The organism is Lichenicoccus sp. (genome assembly GCF_965277665.1).
Lineage (GTDB): Bacteria > Pseudomonadota > Alphaproteobacteria > Acetobacterales > Acetobacteraceae > Lichenicoccus.
The window spans coordinates 895770-915215 of the sequence record NZ_OZ255835.1; the positions used below are offsets into that span (position 1 = coordinate 895770).

Sequence of the window (19446 nt, forward strand, 5' to 3'; positions counted from 1 at the left end):
GTCGACTTCCATGTCAGCGCAATCGGCGCCCCTGCGCATCCTCTACTTCGCCTGGCTCAAGGACCGGCTCGGCCGCGCCGAGGACCGGCTCGACCTGCCGCCCGGTGTCGCCGACGTGGCGTCCCTGCGTGCCTGGCTGCAGGCGCGCGATCCGGTGTTCCACGGCATCTTCAGCGCCGGCGGCAGGGTGCGCGCGGCGGTCAACCAGGAATTCGCCGGCGATGCCACCCCGGTGCGCGGCGGCGACGAGATCGCGTTCTTCCCCCCGGTGACCGGCGGCTGATGCTCCGCGTCGCCGTCCAGGCCGAGCCGTTCGATGCCGGGGCCGAGATCGCGGCCCTGGCGGCCTCCGGCGCCGGCGGCCTGGCCAGCTTCATCGGCCTCGTCCGCGGCGGCGGCGGCCTGCAGGCCCTGCGGCTGGAGCATTATCCCGGCATGACCGAGCGGGCCATCGCCAGGGTCGCCCAGGAAGCGGCGCGGCGCTTCGACCTGCTCGGCTGCACCGTGATCCACCGCATCGGCGACCTGGAGGTCGCGGCGCAGATCGTCCTGGTGCTGGCGGCGTCCCGGCACCGCCATTCGGCGCTGGATGCGACCGGCTACATGATCGACTGGCTGAAGACCGGCGCCCCATTCTGGAAGCAGGAGCTGTTCGCCGATGGCAGGACGGCCTGGGTCGAGGCGCGCGAGGCGGATGAAACGGCAGCCGCTCGCTGGGATGGGGCAGGCTAGACGAGACAGTCATGGGTACGCGCACCGACAGACTGTTTGGCGAGGCGCTGGATGCGCTGGCGGAGCGCCGGCTGCGGCGCATCCTGCGGCCGGTGCAGCCCGGCGCCCCAGGGCAGCTGTGCCGCGATGGCCGGACGCTGCTCAACCTCTCCGGCAACGACTATCTCGGCCTGTCCCGGCATCCGCTGGTGGTCGCGCGTGCCGTCGCCTGGACGCGGGAGCTCGGCACCGGCGCCGGCGCCTCGCGGCTGGTCAGCGGCACCCTGGAGGCGCACGCCCGTATCGAGACGCGGCTGGCCGCCTTCAAGGGCTGCGAGGCCGCCTTGCTGTTCGCGTCCGGCTGGCAGGCCAACGCGTCGGTGCTGCCGGCGCTGCTGCGGGCGGCGGCGCGGCTGGGCGAGCCGCTGGTGTTCGCCGACCGGCTCAACCATGCCAGCCTGCACCAGGGCTGCGCCGCGGCCGGCATCCGCCAGGTGCGCTACCGGCACAACGACCTCGATCATCTGCAGCGTCTGCTCGCGGCCCGGCGCGGGCACGCCGGCCTGTGCTTCATCCTCACCGAAAGCGTCTTCAGCATGGATGGCGACCGGGCCGACCTGCCCCGGCTGGCCGCCATCGCGCAGGCGCACGAGGCGTTCCTCTATGTCGACGAGGCGCACGCGACCGGCGTGCTCGGGCCGCAGGGACGCGGGCTCAGCGCCGGCATCGCCGGCATCGACTGCGTCATGGGCACGCTGAGCAAGGCGTTCGGCAGCTTCGGCGCGTATGTCGCCGGCTCGCACGGGCTGTGCGACCTGCTCGTCAACACCTGCTCGGGCTTCATCCACACCACCGCCCTGCCGCCGCCGGTGCTCGGCGCCATCGATGCGGCGCTCGACCTGGTGCCGGCGATGGATGCCGAGCGCCGCCATCTGGACGGCCAGTCCGCCCGGCTGCGCGCCGCCCTGCTGGAGCTCGGCATCGAGACCGCCGGCGCGTCCACCCAGATCGTGCCGGCGCTGCTGGGCAGCCCGGAGCGTGCGCTGGCGGTCAGCGCGGCCCTCGAGCGCCGCGGCGTGCTGGCGGCCGCGATCCGGCCGCCGACGGTGCCGGCCAACACCGCCCGGATCCGCTTCGCGCTTGCCGCGACGCATGACGAGGCGGCCATCGGACAGCTGATCGACCTGCTGCCCGACTGCCTGCGCGAGGCGGCGTGACGCCGTCGCTGTGCTTCGCGCGCGGCTGGGCGATGCCGCCCTCGTTCTGGGACCCGGTGCGGGCGCTGCTGCCGCCGGAGCTCCTGGTGGAGAAAGGAGCGACCGCGCGGTCGGTGCTGGCCGTGGGCCATTCGCTCGGCCTGATGCAGCTGCTGGCCGTAGCCCCGCATCCGCTGGCCGGGCTGATCGCCATCAACGGCTTCAGCCGGTTTGTACGCGGGCCCGACCATCCGGACGGGATCGACCCGCGCATCCTGCAGCGTTTGGCGCAGCGGCTGCAGCGGCACCCGGCTGCCACCGTCGCCGAGTTCCGCACGCGGTGCGGCCTCGCGATGACGGAGCGCGAGGAGCCGCCATGCGACCTCGCAACGCTCGCCGCGGGACTTCGCCTGCTGCAGGAGGCGGACAGCCGGGCCGCGCTCGCCGCTCTGACCTGCCCGGTGCTGGCGCTGGCCGGCACCGGGGATGCGGTTGCGACCCCGGCGCTCAGCCGGGCCTGCTTTGCCGGCCTCCGCCCGCTGGCGGACGGGCAGCCGGGGCTGCGATGGGTGGAGCAGGGCGGCCATATCCTGCCGCTCAGCCATCCGCAGGCCTGCGTTGCCGGCATCCTCGACCTGCTGGCGGTCCTCGGATGAGCCGGGCGCAAGCGGTCGGCGCCCGGTTCGGCGCCGCCGCGGATCGTTACGATCACCATGCGGCGGTGCAGCGGACGGTGGCCGCGCGCCTGGCCGACCGAATTCTTGCCGCCGGCTTGCCCGCCGCCCCGCGTATCCTGGAATTCGGCGCCGGCACCGGCCTGCTCACCGACGCCCTGCACAGCCGCCTTGCCGGCAGCGGCCATGCACCGGACTGGACGGTGACCGACGTCTCGCCGGCCATGGTGGCACGCAGCCGCGCGACTCGCGCCGGCCACGCCGCCACGCGCTTCCTCTCGATGGACGCCGAGCGGCCGTCGGTGCGTGGCGGCTACGACCTGATCTGCGGCAGCCTCGCGATGCAGTGGTTCTCCGACCGCCCTGCGACCCTGCGCCGCCTGGCCGGCCTGCTCGCGCCGGGCGGCCTGCTCGCCGTCTCCACCCTGTGCAGCGGCAGCTTCGCCGCCTGGCACGCCGCCCTGCGCGCCGAGGGCCTGCAGCCCGCGGCGCCCGATCTCCCCGGGGCGGCGGTTCTGCAAGCCGAATGGCCCGGTGGCGGCGTTGGCGCGTGGTCCTGCGAGACCGTGCTGCAGGCGCACCAGAGCGGCATCGGCTTCCTGCGCGGTCTGCGGGCGGTCGGCGCCGACCTTTCGCGCGCGGATGTGCGTCCGGCGGAGCCGCTTGCTTTGCGTCGCGCACTGCGCCGCTTCGAGCGCGAGCACGCCGCCACGGCGGAATACCGGATCGGCACCGGGCTGTTCCGCCGCAGCGTCGGAAGCGGTGTGTTCGTGACCGGCACCGGCACCGGGATCGGCAAGACCCTGGTCGCCGCCTGCCTCGCCCGCGCCTGGAATGCCGCCTACTGGAAGCCGCTGCAGACCGGGATCGACACCGAAGCCGGCGACAGCGAGACCGTCGGCCGGCTCGCACGCCTGCCGCCGGAGCAGGTGCTGCCGCCCGCCTGCGTCCTGCGCGCGCCGCTCTCGCCGGAGGCTGCTGCTGCCCTGGAAGGGGTTGCGATCGACTTCGACGGCATCCGGCTGCCGCCGCACGGCGACCGGCCGGTCGTCGTCGAGGGCGCCGGCGGCCTGATGGTGCCGATCGCCGACGGCGCCATGATGATCGACCTGATGGCGCGGCTTGCCTTGCCCGTGGTGCTGGTCGCATCCAGCATGCTCGGCACCATCAACCACACGCTGCTCAGTCTCGAAGCGCTGCGCGCCCGCGGCATTCCCGTTGCGGGGGTCGTTCTCAACGGGCCGCCCTCGGACGGCAACCGGGACGCGATCCGACGCTACGGGCGGGTGCGGGTTCTGGCGGAACTGCCGATGTTCGACCGCGTCGATGCCGCGGCGATCGACCAGGCGGCCGGGTGGATGCCTTCGTTGCGTCGCCTTGAGGAAGGCGAGGGCGCCGCCCTCGACCCGCCGGGGACCCGCCTTTGAGCAGCCGGGCGAAACACCAACCAAGCCGCTTGGGCACGAGGAAGGGGAAGGGGCCGGGAAGAGCGCCGCTTGGGAGCAGCGGGTAGAACGGAAGGCGAAGGAGGTCGAGCGCCAGCGTGCGCGGGCCAAGGAACGGGAGCGGCAAGGACTGACGCTGGAACCGGAGCATGACCGCGAGCGAGAGAGACAGTCGCGCGGGTTAGGGCCGGGCAGGTAGCCACCGGGCTCAGCTACAGCACCGCTGTTGATCTTTATACAGCAATGCTGTAATAGGCATCATGCTGCATGCAGTGTTGGAAACGTCGATCTTCAGTCGTCGTGCCGATGCGCTGCTGTCGGCAGAGGATCGGGCTGACCTGATTGATACGCTTGCCCACGATCCGCAGGCTGGTGACGTGATGCCCGGTCTTGGCGGGGTGCGAAAGCTGCGCTTCGCGCCGAAGGGCCGAGGCAAGAGCGGCGGGTTCCGAGTGATCTACTACGCGCTGACTGAGAGCCAGCCCATCCTTGCCCTGCTGATCTACGGCAAGAATGAGCAGGGCGACCTCAGCTCGGCACAGCGCAAGGTCGTGGCCGCCTTGGCGGCAGGGATGAAACAGGGAGCAGGATCATGACCGAGGCCGATGACACTGATTTCGGGCGCGAGCTGATCGCCTCGATGCAAGAGGCCACCGCCATCATGCGGGGCGAGAAGGACGCGGCGCGCGTGCACCTTCCGCCCGGTGAGGTAGACGTGCGCGCTATCCGAGAGCGATTGGGCCTGACACGATCAGCTTTCGCGCAGCGATTTGGATTGGCCATCGCCGCAGTGCGCGATTGGGAGCAGGGACTCCGCCGGCCCGATCCCGCGGCACGCGTGCTCCTGATGGTCATTGCACGCAGCCCGGAGACGGTTGCTGAGGTGGTTGCCGAGGTCCAAGCGGCATAGTGAAGGGATTGCGTCGGTCCGAATTTCAGGCCTGGGCTGGCAAACGAATCGCGAGCTCTCAAAGCACCCTCGGCGAAAAAGCCAAGAAACGGATGGTGCTGTCGGATCGCGAGAAACAGCAGCTCAAGGCAATGATTGACGCGGGACAGTCGCTACCCCCACCCGCTACAAGGCCGTACTTCTTAATCAGCAATCGGCGTGATCTCAACTGCGCCGGGTGCTCGTACCGGCGTGCGGGCGAGCGGCAGCGGCCCCGATGGGTAGAGAAAGTTCGCTCCCGCCCTCTCGGCCTATGCCTATCACTTCGTCAAACGGCCGTTTGCCCGACACTGATGCACCGGCCCTAGAGCAAGACCGGCTCAAGTTGAGCCGGTCTTGCTCTACCAGATTGATCTAGAGACTGATTCACGTCTCAGGCTGGTTCAGCCTGAGACGATCAGGCTCTAGTAGCGCCTCAGCAGGCCGACCAGGCGGCCCTGCACGCGCACCCGGTCGACCGGGACGATCCGGGTCTCGTAGCGGGCGTTGGCGGGCTCCAGCGCGATCGCATTGCCGCGCCGGCGTAGCCGCTTGAGGGTCACTTCCTGGTCGTCGATCAGCGCCACGATGATCTGCCCGTTCTCGGCCGTCTCCGCCTTGCGGATGATCACCGTGTCGCCGTCGAAAATGCCGGCCTCGATCATCGAGTCGCCGGCAACCTCCAGCGCATAATGCTCGCCGCTGCCGAGCAGCGACATCGGCACCTGCACATGCACGCCGGTGTCACGCAGCGCCTCGATCGGCAGGCCGGCGGCAATGCGGCCATAGAGCGGCAGCTGCACTGCGCCGGCATCGGCTGCCGCCCGCACCCCGGGCAGGCGCTGGCTGAAATCGCCACGGATTACGTTCGGGGAGAAGGTGCCGGACTCGGGCGAGATGCCGGACTCGGGCGACATGCCGGACTCGGGGGCCTCGGCCGCATCCGCCGCTGCTGCCTCGGCTCCGGCACCTGCGCCGGGCCTGTCGGGCAGCCGCAACACCTCCAACGCGCGCGCGCGATGATGCCGCCGGCTCAGGAAGCCGCGCTCCTCCAGGGCCGAGATCAGGCGATGGATGCCGGATTTGGAGCGCAGGTGCAGCGCGTCCTTCATCTCGTCGAAACTCGGGGAGAAGCCGGTCTCCTTCAGGTGACGATCGATGAAGCCCAGCAATTCGTGCTGCTTGCGCGTGAGCATCGAAACATCCCATCGCCAGTTGGCCCATTGCTCTTGGCCAATCCGTCGCCGGCGACCTGAACAAACAGGAAACCTGACAATGTCGTTCTACATAGGTTCCCGGGATGGCGTCAAGCGGCGGTTCCTGTTCAGGAGCAAGGCGGGTCCGCGCCCGTCCTCAGAGTCCGAGCCGGTCCAGTCGGATGATCCCGACCTGGTCTCCCGGCTCCAACGCCGGCGCCTGCGGCGCCCGTAGGACCAGGGCTTCCGAAAGCGCCAGCCGGCGCAGCATGCCGGAATCCTGCCGCTCAAACGGCACCACCAGATGCATGCCATCGGCGTCGCGTGACAGCGAGGCGCGCAGATGATCGGCGCGATGGTCGTTGCGGGGCACCGGCGCGCCGAGGCGGGCCGCCTCGATCTCCGGCTGCGCGATGCTGTCGCCGGACAGGCGCGCGATCGCCGGCAGCAGGAACAGCACCGCGCAGACCAGGGCGGAGACCGGGTTGCCCGGCAGTCCCAGCACCGGCGTGTCGCCGATCCTGCCATGCATCAGCGGCTTGCCCGGGCGCATGGCGATCTTCCAGAAATCCATCGCGAAGCCGCGCGCACCGAGCCCCGCCTGCACCAGGTCGTAGTCGCCGACGCTGGCGCCGCCGATGGTGACCAGCATGTCGCAGCGCAGGCCGTCGAGGCTCGCGGCGATCGCCTCGATACGGTCGCGCGCCGGCGGCAGCACCAGCGGCTCGCCGCCCGCGGCGCGGACCACCGCGGCCAGCATCGGGCTGTTCGAGTTGGCGATGCCGCCCGGCGGGATCGGCTCGCCGGGCAGCGCGATCTCGTCGCCGGTGGCGAGCAGGGCGATCACCGGACGGCGATGACAGGCAATCCACGGATGATTGGCGGCCGCCGCGACACCGATATCGCGCGCGCCAAGCCGGCGTCCGGCTGGCAGCACCGCGTCGCCGGCGGCAAAATCCTGGCCCATGCGCCTGATATGGCGCCCGGCAGCGACGCTCTCGTGCACCGTCACGCGGTCGCCGTCGCGTGTGGCGTTCTCCTGGATCAGCACCGTGTCGGCACCGTCCGGCATCAGGCTGCCGGTGAACAGCCGCACGCAGGTGCCGGCCTCGACCCGGCCGGTGAACGGATGCCCCGCTGGCGCTGTGCCGGCGACCGCGAGGCGCGCGCCGATCGCGGTATCGACGGCGCGCACCGCATAGCCGTCCATCGCGGAGATGTCGGCCGGCGGATTGGACAGCCGTGCCGGCACCGGCCGCGCCGTGACCCGGCCGACCGCGGCATCCAGCATGAGCTGCTCGAGGCCGGTCGGCTGCAACCCGGCCAGGATGCGCGCCCGCGCCTCGTCGACGCTCAGCATGCGTCGGCGCCGGACACGAGGCGGATACCGGACAGCAGGCGGAGACCGGATGGAAGGCGGCTATCTAATAGAAGGCTGGGGCGATCAGGTTTGCTCTTGACCGCGGCGGCCACTCCGCGCCATTTCGCGCTCCCTGAGCCTCTGTCGCCGGCATGGTGCAGCGGGGCCGCAGTTGCGAGGTTTGCCATGGCCAAGTCCAACACCATCCAGATCAGGCTCGTGTCCACCGCGGACACCGGCTATTTCTACGTGACCAAGAAGAATGCACGGGCACAGACCGGCAAGATGGAACTGCGCAAGTATGATCCGGTCGCGCGCAAGCACGTCGCGTTCAAGGAAGCCAAGATCAAGTGATCCCGGTGGCCTGACGCCGGCTCTGTCGGGGGAGTGCTGGCCTAGTACAGCCGGTTGTTCGGCCCGTATGGCACCACGATGTCGTTCGGGTCGGCCAGGTTGAGCATGGCGCGCGCGCGCTCGTCGAGCGTGTCGGCGTCCAGGGCATGATCGCGCAGCCCCGACACGCGCTGCGTCCAGGCGGCCTGCTCGGCGATCGCCGCCGCCTTGCCATCCTGCGCCTTGGCCAGCAGCTGCAACTGTGCCGAGTAGCTGCGTAGCCCGTGGTCACCCTGGGTGGCATTCCACGAGAAATAGGCAACCAGGCTCAGGAAGAACACCGGCGGAAATCCCGCCTTCAGCTTGCGCTTCACGGTTCGTTTGAAGCTCATGCTGTACATCCTTGAGCAAGCGGGACTCTGGCCCGGCCTGCGACCGCCCCGAAGCTGCAGTTTTCACGATCCCGAGCCGGCTCCGCAAGCGCAATTTCACGCGTGCGTGAAGAAAACCCTGCTACGGGATCAACAAGGCTGCGTCGGCAGCGCCATCAGGAGTCGCCCAGCGCATGGATGCCGCTTCCGGACCCGCCTACCTGCTCGTCGAACCCTCGCACTATGAGGTGTCGTACACGATCAACCCCTGGATGCAGCCGGGTATCTGGGCCGAGGATCCTGCCGGCCACCGGCGCGAGGCACAGGCGGCGTTCGCGTCGTTGACCGCGTCCCTGCGCGACGCGGGCGGGACCGTCGAGATTGCCGACGGCGTAACCCGGCTGCCCGACATGGTGTTCCCGGCGAATGGCGGGATCGTGCTCGATGGTCGTGCGCTGCTGGCACGCTTCCGCTACCCGCAACGGCAGGGCGAGGAGGCGGCGTTCCGGGCGGTGTTCGACGGCCTCAAGGCGCGCGGCCGGCTCGACGAGGTGATCATCCTGCCAGACGGCCTGACCCAGGAGGGTGCCGGCGACTGCATCTGGGACCGCACGCGCAGGCTGGCCTGGACCGGTTTCGGACCCCGCTCGTCGCCGGCGGCGCCCGCCTTCATCGCCGAGACCTTCGATATCGAGGTCAGGCGGCTCGAGCTGGCCACCGAGCGCTTCTACCACCTCGATACCTGCTTCTGCGTGCTGCCGGGCGGCGAAGTGCTGTTCTACCCGCAGGCCTTCTCGAAGGAGGGCAACGCGCTGATCCGCGACACCGTGCAGGCGGACCTGCTGATCGAGGCGAGCGATGAGGATGCGGCGCGCTTCTGCGTCAATGCGGTGGCCGTGGGTCATACCATCGTCATGGCGACGCCGGCGGACCGCCTGACCCGCGTGCTGCGTGAGCGCGGCTATGCCGTCAGCCCGGTGCCGCTCGAGCCGTTCATCCTGTCCGGCGGCGGCGCCTATTGCATGACCCTGCGCCTCGATCTACGAACCCATTGAAGGCCCATCCGCAAACCCCTGCTGACTAATGCCTAAGAATGGTGCGGCCGGCGTAGCGGGCTGCCGAGCCGAGTTCCTGCTCGATGCGGATGAGCTGGTTGTACTTGGCGGTGCGGTCCGAGCGGGACAGCGAGCCGGTCTTAATCTGGCCGCAATTGGTGGCCACCGCGAGATCGGCGATGGTGGCGTCCTCGGTCTCGCCGGAGCGGTGGCTCATCACCGCGCTGTAGCCTGCCTTGTGCGCCAGCTCGACGGCTTCCAGCGTCTCCGACAGCGTGCCGATCTGGTTCACCTTGACCAGGATCGCGTTGGCGGTTCCTGCCGCGATGCCGCGACGCAGCCGCTCCGGGTTGGTCACGAACAGGTCGTCGCCGACCAGCTGCAGCTTGTTGCCCAGGACCGTGGTCAGGTGGGCCCAGCCCTCCCAGTCATCCTCGGCGAGGCCGTCCTCGATCGAGACGATCGGGTAGCGCGCGGCGAGGTCGGCGAGATAGGCCACCATGCCGGCGGAGTCCAGCGACTTGCCTTCGCCTTCCATCTCGTAGCGGCCGTTCCTGTAGAACTCGGTGGCGGCGCAATCGAGCGCGAAGGTGACGTTGTCGCCGGCCCGGTAGCCGGCCTTTTCCACCGCCGTGCTGATGAAGGACAGCGCCTCGTCGGCCGATTTCAGGCCGGGCGCAAAGCCGCCCTCGTCGCCGACATTGGTGTTGTGGCCGGCGGCGCTGAGCCCCTTCTTGAGCTGGGCGAAGATCTCCGAGCCCATGCGCACGGCGTCGGCGAGCGTCGGCGCGCCGACCGGCTGCACCATGAATTCCTGGATGTCGATCGGGTTGTCGGCGTGCTGGCCGCCATTGACGATGTTCATCATCGGCACCGGCAGGGTGCGGGCAAATACGCCGCCGACATAGCGATACAATGGCACGCCGAGCTCGTTGGCGCTCGCCTTGGCGACCGCCAGCGAGACCGCGAGGATGGCGTTGGCGCCCAGGCGCGACTTGTTCGGCGTGCCGTCGAGATCGATCATCGCATTGTCGATGGCGATCTGGTCGGTGGATTCCGCCCCCTGCAGCGCATCGAGGATCTCGCCCTCGGCAAAGGCCGCCGCCTTCAGGACGCCCTTGCCGCCGTAGCGGGCCGCATCACCGTCGCGCAGCTCGGCCGCCTCGTGCGCGCCGGTCGAGGCGCCAGACGGCACCGCCGCGCGGCCGGTGGCGCCGGAGGACAGCGCGATGTCGACCTCGACGGTCGGATTGCCGCGGCTGTCGAGGATCTCGCGGGCGGTGATGTCGGTGATCGCGCTCATGGTCCGGTCATCCGTGCTGTTGCGGCCAACTTGCACCATCTTGCGTGGTTCGCAAGGCGGGGTGCCCCGGCACCGCATCCCGCGCAGCCTGGCTGGCGTTGGCTGGGCTCGATTGGCAGGAGGACCAAGGTGATCAGGCGACTTCCCATCGCGGCAGTGGCGCTCGGCGTCGCCGGGCTGCTGCCGTTCCTCGGCTGCACGATCGGCATCCTGCTGTTCCCGAGCGAGGTCCCGGTGCCGAACCTGGTCCGTGCCCTGATCGCCTATGGCGGTGTCATCCTGGCCTTCCTGGGCGGCGTGCATTGGGGGTTTGCACTGGAGCCGGCGCCGGCCCTCGTTGCGCCGACGCGGGCCGCCACCGATCGCAAGCGCCTCGCACTCGGCGTGGTGCCGGCGCTGATCGGCTGGGCGGCCCTGCTCATCCCCCTGGTGGCTTCGCCGCTGGTCGCGGTCGCCCTGCTGATCGTGGGCTTTGCGGTGACCACGCTGGTCGAGCAGCAGGCGCAGCGCCGGGGCAGCATCCCGGCCGGCTACATGGCGCTGCGCTGGGTGCTTACCGCCGTCGTGCTGCTGTGCCTGGTCGCCGTCCTGCTCGCCCGCCTCTTCTGAAACGCCGTCTGGTCATGCCGAGATCGCTGACCGACACGTCGTCGGTTCGGACAGCCGCCATCACGGGGCGCCCTGGACCGCCGGAGCCGAGGTCCATTCGCGCCAGAGCAGGATCAACGCCGCCATGATGGCAGGCCCGAGGAACAGGCCGAGCAGGCCCCAGCTCTCCACGCCGCCCAGGATGCCGAGCAGCACCCACAGGAACGGCAGCTTCGTGGCGCCGCCGATCAGCACCGGGCGCACGAAATGATCGGAGACGAAGATCACCACCATCCCGAAGACAAACAGCGCGATACCGAAACCGGCACTGCCGTTGGCGACGACCAGAAGGGCGGCGAGTGCCACCGCGATGACGGCGCAGAACGGGATCATCGCGGCAACCGCGGTCAGCACGCCGAACAGGGTCGGATGCGGCGCGCCGGCGATGGCGTAGGCGCCGCCCAGGATCACCCCTTCGCCCAGGCCGACCAGCACCAGACCGTCCACGGTCCCGTGCACGGAGGCGATCATCTGCCGGCCGATCCGCTCACCACGCGCGCCGAAGGCGCGGCGGCTGGCCACCAGCATCTGCGCGGTCACGTCCTCGCCCTCGCGGAACAGGAAGAACAGCGTGATGATGGTGAAGGCGAACAGGGTGATGCGGTGGGCGACCTGACTGCCGACCTGGCGCGTCATCGCGGCGCTGCGCACCGGCTTGAGCTGCTTGAACAGGGTGTTGGCGTCCCCCGGATCGGTCAGGTGCTGCCGCCACCAGCTGGTGGCGGCCTGGCTTCCCAAGGGCAGGTGCTCGACGGCGGGGGGCACCGGCACGCCGTTCTGGCGGGCATGGTCCATCCAGACCAGCACGCCCTGCGCCTCGCGTGCCGCCTCCAGCCCGATCAGCAGCAGCGGCACCACGAAGATCAGCGCCACCGCGCCGGTGAACGACAGCGGCAGCAGGAGGTTGTGCCTGCCCGGCGGCCAGCGCTGCTTCGCCCGGCGGAACAGCGGCCAGATGGCAATGGCGAAGACCGCCGCCCAGGCCAGCGAGATCAGGAAGTCATGCAGGGTGAACAGGCCGAGCAGCACCAGGATCAGCACCAGCACGCCGCGCGCGACCTGCTGCGAGCGCGTCGGGTCGATTGGCCCGGACCGGTCGGGAGTAGCTTCGAACGACATTCTGATCCTCTCGTGCCGCCTCGCGCCCAGGCGGCGCAATCTCGGCACAATCTTGGCGCCTGCGGCGTCACCGCGCTGCAACGGGCCGGGGCGGGCAAGGTTCTGGTGCCGCTTCGGCATGGTGGTTGCCGCTTCTACCGCGTGTCGGCGAGGCCTGACGAACGATGATTGACCCGCCTGCGGGCGCGCGTCGGAAGCCGCCGGGTGCCGCCGCATGGAGCGGCTCGCCGGACGCCGCCATCGGGGGCAATATCCGCCCGGGACTATATCCGCCCGGGACTATATCCGCCCGGGACTATATCCGCGACGTCCCGGATCGGATGCCGGAGCAGGGGGCAGGGGAAGGGGGCAGGGATGAGCGTGCATCATGTTGCAGCGACGCCGGAGACGGTGCGGCTCGGCTTCTTCGACGCCACGGTGGCACCGGTCCTCACGATCGCATCGGGCGACACCGTCGCCCTCGAATGCCTGTCCGGCGGCCCCGAGGTGATGCCGGCGGCGGGCAGCGACCTGGTCGTGCCGCCGAGTTTGGCCGCGATCCACGCGGCCAACCTGCCGCGCCTGGGCACCCACATGCTGACCGGGCCGGTCGCGGTGGCAGGCGCCATGCCCGGCGACATGCTCGAGGTCCGCATCGAGGCGGTCGAACCGGCGGCGGACTGGGGCTATTGCGGGTTCCGGCCGCTGGCGGGCACCTTGCCGGAGGACTTCCCCACCCGGTTCATGAGCCATATCCCGGTGGACCGGGTGCGGCGCACCTGTCGGCTGCCCTGGGGGCCGGAACTGGCGCTGCGGCCATTCTTCGGCATCATGGGGGTGGCGCCGCCCGCGGACTGGGGCCGCATCTCGTCGCGCGAGCCGCGGCGGCATGGCGGCAACCTGGACAATCGCGAGCTGGTCGCCGGCAGCACGCTGTATCTGCCGGTTCTGGTCGAGGGTGCGAGCTTCTCGGCCGGCGACGGGCACGGCCTGCAGGGCGACGGCGAGGTCTGCGTGAACGCGCTGGAGCTGTGCCTGGACGGCCGCTTCACCCTGGTGCTGCACACGGGCGGCGGCGCGGCCGACCCCGTGCTGCGGCAGCCCCGCGCCGAGACGCCGACGCATTTCATCACCATGGGGCTGAACGAGGATCTGGATCTCGCAATGAAACAGGCGCTGCGCGAGATGATCGAGCTGATCACCGCGCGCAGCAGCCTGTCGCGCGACCAGGCCTATGTGAGCTGCTCGCTCGCGGTCGACTTCCGGGTGACGCAGACGGTAAATGGCGAGAAGGGCGTGCACGGCATGCTGCGCAAAGGGATGCTGTTCGCGTAGCGTCCTGGTCGGCGGAGGAGGCAGGTTTGGCAGACATGATTACCGGCGGGTGCCTTTGTGGCGCCGTGCGTTTCGAGATCGACAGCGCGCCGCTGGCAACGCGGGCGTGCTGGTGCCGGGACTGCCAGTACCTGGCCTGCGGCAATGCCGCGATGAACCTGTTCTTTGCCAGCGCCAGCCTGAAGGTGTCGGGCCCGACCACCGAGTTCGTCAGCCTGGCCGACAGCGGCAACGAGATGCGCCGCCGCTTCTGCCCGGCCTGTGGCACGTCGCTGTTCAGCGCGGCGACCTGCCGCCCGGACGCGGTGGTGGTGCGGGCCGGCGCGCTGGACGATCCGGCGCCGGCCCGTCCCGCCAGCTTCATCTGGACGGCGTCGGCGCCCGATTGGGGCCTGACCGACCCGACGGTGCCGCACTTCGAGCACCACATGCCGGCGTCCCAGACGGCGCCCCAGGAGGCGCCCCAGAAGGAGCCCGGACCGGCTGCAGGTGGTGATTGACGGCTTGGCTGCCACGTCGTCGTTAAGGGTTCCGGCCGGAAAGCCGCAATAAAGCAACAACGGGGGAGATGACGATGAGCGAGACCGGGACCCACACCGGCGGTTGCTTCTGCGGCGCGGTGGCGCTGGAGGTGACCGGCGCGCCGGAGGGGATGGGCTACTGCCACTGCCGGTCGTGCCAGTCCTGGTCGGGCGGCCCGGTGAACGCGTTCACGCTTTGGCAGCCCGAGGCGGTGCGGGTCACCTCCGGCGCCGAGCATGTCGCGACGTTCCACAAGACGGCGTTCACCGGGCGGAAATACTGCACCCGCTGCGGCGGCCACCTGATGTCCAGCCACCCGACGGTCGGCCTGGTGGACGTGTTCGCGAGCACGATCCCGACGCTGCCGTTCGCCGCCGGCCTGCATGTGAACTATGCCGATAGCGTGCTGCCGATGCATGACGGGCTGCCCAAGTTCAGGGATTTTCCGGCCGAACTGGGCGGCTCCGGCGAGATGCTGCCGGAGTAGGCGCCGCCGGGTCAGGCCCCGCGTGTGCACCATAGCGCGAAGGCCTGCACCAGCGCCGTCTCCTTCAGCCTCTCGTAGCGTCCGGAGGCGCCCCCATGGCCGGCCTCCATGTTGGTCCGCAGCAGGATCGGGCGGTCGCCGGTGGTGACGGCGCGCAACTTTGCCGCCCACTTGGCGGGTTCCCAGTAGGTGACGCGCGGATCCGACAGGCCGCCCAGTGCCAGGATCGCCGGATAGGCGACCGGCCGGATGTTGTCGTAGGGCGAGTAGCCGGCGATCAGGTCGTAGGCCTCGGGATCGGTGATCGGGTTGCCCCATTCCGGCCATTCCGGCGGGGTCAGCGGCAGCGAGAGATCCGACATGGTGTTGAGCATGTCCACGAACGGCACCTGGGCGATGATGCCGGCGAACAGCTCCGGCCGCAGGTTGGCGACCGCCCCCATCAGCAGCCCACCGGCCGAACCGCCCTGCGCCACGATCCGCGTCGGGTCGGCAAGCCCGTGTTCAACGAGATGTTCGGCGCAGGCGATGAAATCGGTGAAGCTGTTCGGCTTCTGCGCCCCGCGTCCGTCCAGGAACCAGCCCCAGCCTTTCTCCGAGCCGCCGCGGACATGGGCGATGGCATAGACCCAGCCGCGATCCACCAGGTTGAGCGTGGTGATGGAGAAGCCGGGTTCGATGGCGTGGCCGTAAGCACCGTAGCCGTACAGCAGCAGCGGCGCGGTGCCGTCCGTCGGCGAATCGTGGCGCATCAGCACGGTGATCGGCACCAGTGCGCCATCCGGCGCCTGCGCCTGCAGCCGTCGCGTGCGATAGTGGGCGGGATCATGTCCGGAGGGGATCTCCTGCGTCTTGAGCAGGCGCCGCTCGCGGGTGTCCATGTCGTATTCGAACCATTGTCGCGGCGTCGTCGGCGACTGGTAGCCGGTGCGCAGCAGGGCCGTTTCGTACTCGTAGCCGCCATCGAAGGACAGCAGGTATGCCGGCTCGTCGATGGCGATGCTGTGGGTGTCGCCCCCATCCTTGTCGTCTGGGTGACGCATGATCACGATGCTGTTGTTGGCCTCGTGGCGCTCGACATACACCAGATGATCGCGGAACGCGCTGGCCCGCACGATGTAGTGCCCCGGGCGGTGCGGCACGAAGTCCTGCCAGTGCTCGCGCGCCGGAGCGGCGTCGGACGCCTGCATCAGCTTGAAGTCGGTGGCGCCGTCGAGGTTGGTGCGGATGATGAAACGGTCGCGCCAGTGCGAGAGCGAGTAGCGCACGCCCTTGTCGCGCGCCGCGACCAGCCTGGGCGCGGCGGTGGGGTCGCCGGCCGGGATCAGCCAGGTCTCGGTGGTCTCCTGGTCGCCGCACTCGATGGTGATCCAGGCGCGCGATGCGGTGGTGCCGACGCCGATGAAGAAACCGGGATCGTGCTCCTCGTACACCAGCTCGTCCGGGCCACCGCGTGCCGGGCGGCGGAAGATGCGCGTCGGGCGACCGTTATCGTCCCGGAACGTCCACAACAGGTAGGCGCTGCATGGCGAAAAGGTGAAATCGCCGGTGCTGCTCTCCACTGGCCCCGTGTTTCCAGGAGAATCGTCGAGCAGCTTGCCGCTCTGGAGATCGAGCACGCGTATGCGATAGACCTCCGACCCCTGGGCGTCCTCGGCATAGGCGAACAGGCGGTGGTCCGGGCTGTGCTGCGCGTCGGCAACGACGAAGTAGTCATGTGGCTTGGCCAGCGCGTCGACATCGAGCAGCACCTGCTCGTCGCCGCCGCCTCTCGGACGCCGCGCATAGACCGGCTGCTCGGCGCCGCCGGCGTAGCGCGCATAATAGTCCCATGCCCCGTCGGGCAGCGGCGGCGACATCTCGTCCGGCTTGAGGCGGCCCTTCATCTCGGCGAGCAGCGTGGCCTGCAGCGCCTCGGTCGGCGCCAGCAGCGACGCCTCGTAGGCGTTCTCGGCCCGCAGGTGAAGTGCTATGTCCTCGCGCAGTACCGAGGGGTCGCGCAGCACGCGCTGCCAGTTCTCGTCCTTCATCCAGGCATAATCGTCGGTGCGTATCCTGCCGAGCTGCTCGATGCGGATCGGCCGGCGTTCGGCCACCGGCGCGCGGGTTTGTGTCTGGTTCATGGCAATCTCCGTCAGATCCGGCTTACCCCGAATGCAGGGTGCGCAAGGCGTCGGCGCGTCCGAACAGGTCGAGCAGCAGCCCGACCGCGCGGCCACGGGCCGAACTCAGCGTCGCGTCGCGGTCCAGCAGCATCTCGGCATCCTGCCAGGCGAGGCGCAGCAATTCGTCGAAGCGCGGACCGGCGGCGAGCCGGAAGCCGGGCAGGCCGGATTGCCGCCGCCCCATCAGGTCGCCGCCGCCGCGCAGGCGGTGGTCCTCGTCGGCGATCAGGAAGCCGTCCTCGGTCTCGCGCAGCAGCGACAGGCGCTGGCGCGCGTTGCCGGCGAGCGCGTCGTCATGCAGCAGCAGGCAGTAGCTGACATCGCCGCCACGCCCGACCCGGCCGCGCAACTGGTGCAGCTGCGCCAGACCGAACCGCTCGGCATGCTCGATCACCATGATGGTGGCACCGCGCACGTCGACGCCGACCTCGATCACCGTGGTGGCAACCAGGATGCGGGTGCGGCCGGCGGCGAAATCGGCTAGCGCCGCCTCGCGCAGGGCGACATCCTGGCGGCCATGCGCGAGCCCGACGCGGCCGACGCCGAAACGCGCGGTCAGTGCCGCATGGCGCGCCTCGGCCGCCGCCACGTCGAGCAGCTCGCTCTCGCTGACCAGCGGGCAGACCCAGAAGGCCTGGGCGCCCCCAGCCTGGGCGCCGCCGGCCAGCGCGCGCGCGATGCCGGCGCAGACCTCCTCTATGGCGCCAATCGGGTGCAGGCTGGTTCGGATCGGCTTGCGGCCGGGCGGCTTGCCGTCGAGCCGGCTGACCTGCATCTCGCCCCACTGGGTCAGCAGCAGGGTGCGCGGGATCGGCGTCGCCGTCATCGCCAGGATGTCGGTCTGTTCTCCCTTGTCGCCCAGCATCAGCCGCTGCTCGACGCCGAAGCGGTGCTGCTCGTCGATCACCGCCAGCGCCAGGTCGGCAAAGGCGACGCCGTGCTGGAACAGCGCGTGGGTGCCGACCGCGAGCTGCACCCGGCCGGTGGCGAGGTCGTCCAGCGCCTGCCTGCGGGCGCGGCCCTTGATGCTGCCGGTGAGCAGGGCGACCGGCACCGGCGACAGGCGCTCCAGGGTCGCATGGTGCTGGCGGGCCAGGATCTCGGTCGGCACCATCAGCGCCGACTGCAGGCCGCATTCCGCCGCCCGCAGCATGGCGAGCAGCGCCACCAGCGTCTTGCCGGCGCCGACATCGCCCTGCAGCAGGCGCAGCATGCGGGTGGGTGCGGCGAGGTCGGCATCGATCTCGGCAAGCACATGGCGCTGGGCCGGCGTCGGCTGGTGGCCGAAGCTCGCCAGTGCGAGGCGCCGCAGGCTGCCGTCGCCGGCGAGGCTGCGACCGGGACGCTCGCGCGAGCGGCGGCGGGCACGCACCATGGCGACCTGGCTCGCCAGCAGCTCGTCGCACCCGAGCCGCTCGCGTGCGGCCTCCAGGCGCCCGGCGAGGTGGCCATCGTCGCTGCCGGCCAGGCTGTCGCCGGGGAAATGCAGCAGGTGCAAGGCCTGCGCAAAGCCGGGCCAGCCTTCGCGGGCAACCACCGAGGGTTCCAGCCATTCCGGCAGGTCCGGCAACCGGTCGAGCGCCGCGCGCAGGCTGCGTGCGACCACCCGCGGCAGCAGGCCCGTGGTGAGCGGCCAGGCGGCTTCCAGCGGCGGCAGCTCACCGGCCCGGGCGCGTGGCAGCAGGTGGTCGGGATGCGCCATGCTGAGCCGGTTGCCGTACCGCTCGAGTCGACCCGAAACCAGCAGTTCGGTGCCCGGGATCAGCCCGCGCGCCTGGTGCGGGCTGAAGAACACGAGGTCGGCGGTGCCGGTGCCGTCACCGACCAACACGCGCCAGGGCTGCCGTGGCCGTTGCGGGCGATCGAGGCGCTGCACGGTGACGGCGAGCGTCGCGATGTGCCCCGGCCGAGCGTCGACGAGGCGGGGCCGGTAACGCCGGTCGATCAGGCCCTCGGGCAGGTGGAACAGCAGGTCGAGCAGGGTCGGACCGCCGATGGCGCGGACCAGCAGGCCCGCGAGGCCCGGGCCAAGCGACGGCAGGGAGGTGATCGGCGCGCGCAAGGGAGCCAGCAGCGCGGCGGCGCCCGCGAGCGGTGCCGGGTCGATCGGACGCGGGTCTGGCGAAGATCGGGGGTCTGTCGAAAATCGGGCGATCTGCTTGGTCACGCGGTTGCGGGGTGCCTCTTGGTCGCGGGTGGGCTGACAGGCAGGGGGTGCGCCGCTATATGACAGCGCGCGCCATGGAACAAACCGCCATCCCCGATCCGTCTCCGCTTGCTCCGGCCCCCGCCCCGGACGATGCATCGCGTCGCCGGCGCATGCTGTTTCGCGCGACGCATCGCGGCACCCACGAAACCGACATCCTGATCGGTGGCTTCGTGCAGGCGGGACTCGCGGGCTTCAGCGGCGAGGAGCTCGATGCGCTCGAGGAGATCATGGAATTGCCCGACGTCGATCTGGCCGACTGGCTGACCGGACGTCGTTTGATCCCGCCGGACGCCGACAGCCCGATGCTGCGACGTATCGAGCAGGCGTCGCTGGAGACCGCCCGCAGCGCCCGCCTGGAAAGCGCCCGCCTCGGATTGGCGGCCCCCGGAGTGGTGCGACCTTGAGCCTCG

The 19446-nt window shown here is 70.3% G+C and carries 21 protein-coding genes; 14 read left to right on the forward strand and 7 right to left on the reverse strand.

From position 1 onward, the window contains the following. Positions 1–10 precede the first annotated feature (10 nt). The 7 genes from moaD to ACQY4O_RS04025 all read left to right on the forward strand — a co-directional run bounded on the left by moaD (position 11) and on the right by ACQY4O_RS04025 (position 4936). Positions 11–283: a molybdopterin converting factor subunit 1 gene (moaD, locus tag ACQY4O_RS03995; RefSeq protein ID WP_428374939.1), complete on the forward strand. Its 273-nt coding sequence runs from the start codon at positions 11–13 to the stop codon at positions 281–283. Further along, on the forward strand, positions 280–732 hold the full coding sequence (locus ACQY4O_RS04000; RefSeq protein ID WP_428378094.1) for a molybdenum cofactor biosynthesis protein MoaE: 453 nt from the start codon (positions 280–282) through the stop codon (positions 730–732). The genes moaD and ACQY4O_RS04000 overlap by 4 nt, the downstream gene beginning before the upstream one ends. 11 nt (positions 733–743) lie before the next feature. Next, positions 744–1928, forward strand: a complete 1185-nt coding sequence (locus ACQY4O_RS04005) for an aminotransferase class I/II-fold pyridoxal phosphate-dependent enzyme (RefSeq protein ID WP_428374940.1) — start codon at positions 744–746, stop codon at positions 1926–1928. Further along, the gene (locus ACQY4O_RS04010) at positions 1925–2563 is read left to right on the forward strand and encodes an alpha/beta fold hydrolase (RefSeq protein ID WP_428374941.1); all 639 of its coding nucleotides are present in this window, start codon (positions 1925–1927) and stop codon (positions 2561–2563) included. The genes ACQY4O_RS04005 and ACQY4O_RS04010 overlap by 4 nt, the downstream gene beginning before the upstream one ends. Beyond that, positions 2560–4008 (forward strand): dethiobiotin synthase, encoded by a 1449-nt coding sequence (bioD, locus tag ACQY4O_RS04015; protein WP_428374942.1) that lies wholly within the window; start codon positions 2560–2562, stop codon positions 4006–4008. Before ACQY4O_RS04010 ends, bioD begins: the two co-directional genes overlap by 4 nt. A 278-nt stretch (positions 4009–4286) precedes the next feature. Next, a complete protein-coding gene (locus ACQY4O_RS04020) occupies positions 4287–4622 on the forward strand; it encodes a type II toxin-antitoxin system RelE/ParE family toxin (protein WP_428374943.1) in 336 nt (111 codons plus the stop codon). Beyond that, positions 4619–4936 (forward strand): helix-turn-helix domain-containing protein, encoded by a 318-nt coding sequence (locus ACQY4O_RS04025; RefSeq protein ID WP_428374944.1) that lies wholly within the window; start codon positions 4619–4621, stop codon positions 4934–4936. Before ACQY4O_RS04020 ends, ACQY4O_RS04025 begins: the two co-directional genes overlap by 4 nt. A 443-nt stretch (positions 4937–5379) precedes the next feature. Here ACQY4O_RS04025 and lexA read toward each other — a convergent pair whose 3' ends face one another. After that, a complete protein-coding gene (gene lexA / locus ACQY4O_RS04030; protein WP_428374945.1) occupies positions 5380–6150 on the reverse strand; it encodes a transcriptional repressor LexA in 771 nt (256 codons plus the stop codon). A 157-nt stretch (positions 6151–6307) separates the two neighbouring features. Further along, entirely contained in the window at positions 6308–7510 is a 1203-nt protein-coding gene (locus ACQY4O_RS04035) for a molybdopterin molybdotransferase MoeA (protein WP_428374946.1), read from the reverse strand. A gap of 186 nt (positions 7511–7696) precedes the next feature. On the opposite strand from ACQY4O_RS04035, the gene rpmG reads away from it, so the two are divergent. After that, on the forward strand, positions 7697–7864 hold the full coding sequence (rpmG, locus tag ACQY4O_RS04040) for a 50S ribosomal protein L33 (protein ID WP_138324871.1): 168 nt from the start codon (positions 7697–7699) through the stop codon (positions 7862–7864). A 41-nt stretch (positions 7865–7905) separates the two neighbouring features. Here rpmG and ACQY4O_RS04045 read toward each other — a convergent pair whose 3' ends face one another. After that, entirely contained in the window at positions 7906–8235 is a 330-nt protein-coding gene (locus ACQY4O_RS04045) for an FtsB family cell division protein (protein WP_428374947.1), read from the reverse strand. 173 nt (positions 8236–8408) lie between these two features. On the opposite strand from ACQY4O_RS04045, the gene ACQY4O_RS04050 reads away from it, so the two are divergent. Continuing rightward, positions 8409–9269, forward strand: a complete 861-nt coding sequence (locus ACQY4O_RS04050; RefSeq protein ID WP_428374948.1) for a dimethylarginine dimethylaminohydrolase family protein — start codon at positions 8409–8411, stop codon at positions 9267–9269. A gap of 25 nt (positions 9270–9294) precedes the next feature. On the opposite strand, the gene eno is transcribed toward ACQY4O_RS04050, so the two are convergent. Continuing rightward, on the reverse strand, positions 9295–10572 hold the full coding sequence (gene eno, locus ACQY4O_RS04055) for a phosphopyruvate hydratase (protein WP_428374949.1): 1278 nt from the start codon (positions 10570–10572) through the stop codon (positions 9295–9297). Positions 10573–10701: 129 nt separating this feature from the next. Between eno and ACQY4O_RS04060 the strand changes: the two genes are divergently transcribed. Continuing rightward, positions 10702–11181, forward strand: a complete 480-nt coding sequence (locus ACQY4O_RS04060; RefSeq protein ID WP_428374950.1) for a DUF3429 domain-containing protein — start codon at positions 10702–10704, stop codon at positions 11179–11181. 60 nt (positions 11182–11241) lie between these two features. Here the strand turns inward: ACQY4O_RS04060 and ACQY4O_RS04065 are convergent, their stop codons facing one another. Further along, positions 11242–12339, reverse strand: coding sequence for an AI-2E family transporter (locus ACQY4O_RS04065; RefSeq protein ID WP_428374951.1), 1098 nt, complete (start codon positions 12337–12339; stop codon positions 11242–11244). Between the two features lie 354 nt (positions 12340–12693). Between ACQY4O_RS04065 and ACQY4O_RS04070 the strand changes: the two genes are divergently transcribed. The 3 genes from ACQY4O_RS04070 (at position 12694) to ACQY4O_RS04080 (ending at position 14662) form a co-directional block, all read left to right on the forward strand. Further along, entirely contained in the window at positions 12694–13653 is a 960-nt protein-coding gene (locus ACQY4O_RS04070) for an acetamidase/formamidase family protein (protein ID WP_428374952.1), read from the forward strand. A gap of 35 nt (positions 13654–13688) precedes the next feature. Continuing rightward, complete coding sequence (locus ACQY4O_RS04075) at positions 13689–14153, forward strand: GFA family protein (protein ID WP_428378095.1); 465 nt, start codon at positions 13689–13691, stop codon at positions 14151–14153. 74 nt (positions 14154–14227) lie between these two features. Then, on the forward strand, positions 14228–14662 hold the full coding sequence (locus ACQY4O_RS04080) for a GFA family protein (RefSeq protein ID WP_428374953.1): 435 nt from the start codon (positions 14228–14230) through the stop codon (positions 14660–14662). 11 nt (positions 14663–14673) lie between these two features. Here ACQY4O_RS04080 and ACQY4O_RS04085 read toward each other — a convergent pair whose 3' ends face one another. Continuing rightward, positions 14674–16785 carry a S9 family peptidase gene (locus ACQY4O_RS04085; RefSeq protein ID WP_428374954.1) on the reverse strand — a complete coding sequence of 704 codons (2112 nt, stop codon included), beginning with the start codon at positions 16783–16785 and terminating at the stop codon, positions 14674–14676. A 22-nt stretch (positions 16786–16807) separates the two neighbouring features. Then, complete coding sequence (gene recG, locus ACQY4O_RS04090; RefSeq protein WP_428378096.1) at positions 16808–18934, reverse strand: ATP-dependent DNA helicase RecG; 2127 nt, start codon at positions 18932–18934, stop codon at positions 16808–16810. A 212-nt stretch (positions 18935–19146) separates the two neighbouring features. Here recG and ACQY4O_RS04095 point away from each other — a divergent pair, with 212 nt between their 5' ends. Next, complete coding sequence (locus ACQY4O_RS04095; RefSeq protein WP_428378097.1) at positions 19147–19440, forward strand: succinate dehydrogenase assembly factor 2; 294 nt, start codon at positions 19147–19149, stop codon at positions 19438–19440. Positions 19441–19446 lie beyond the last annotated feature (6 nt).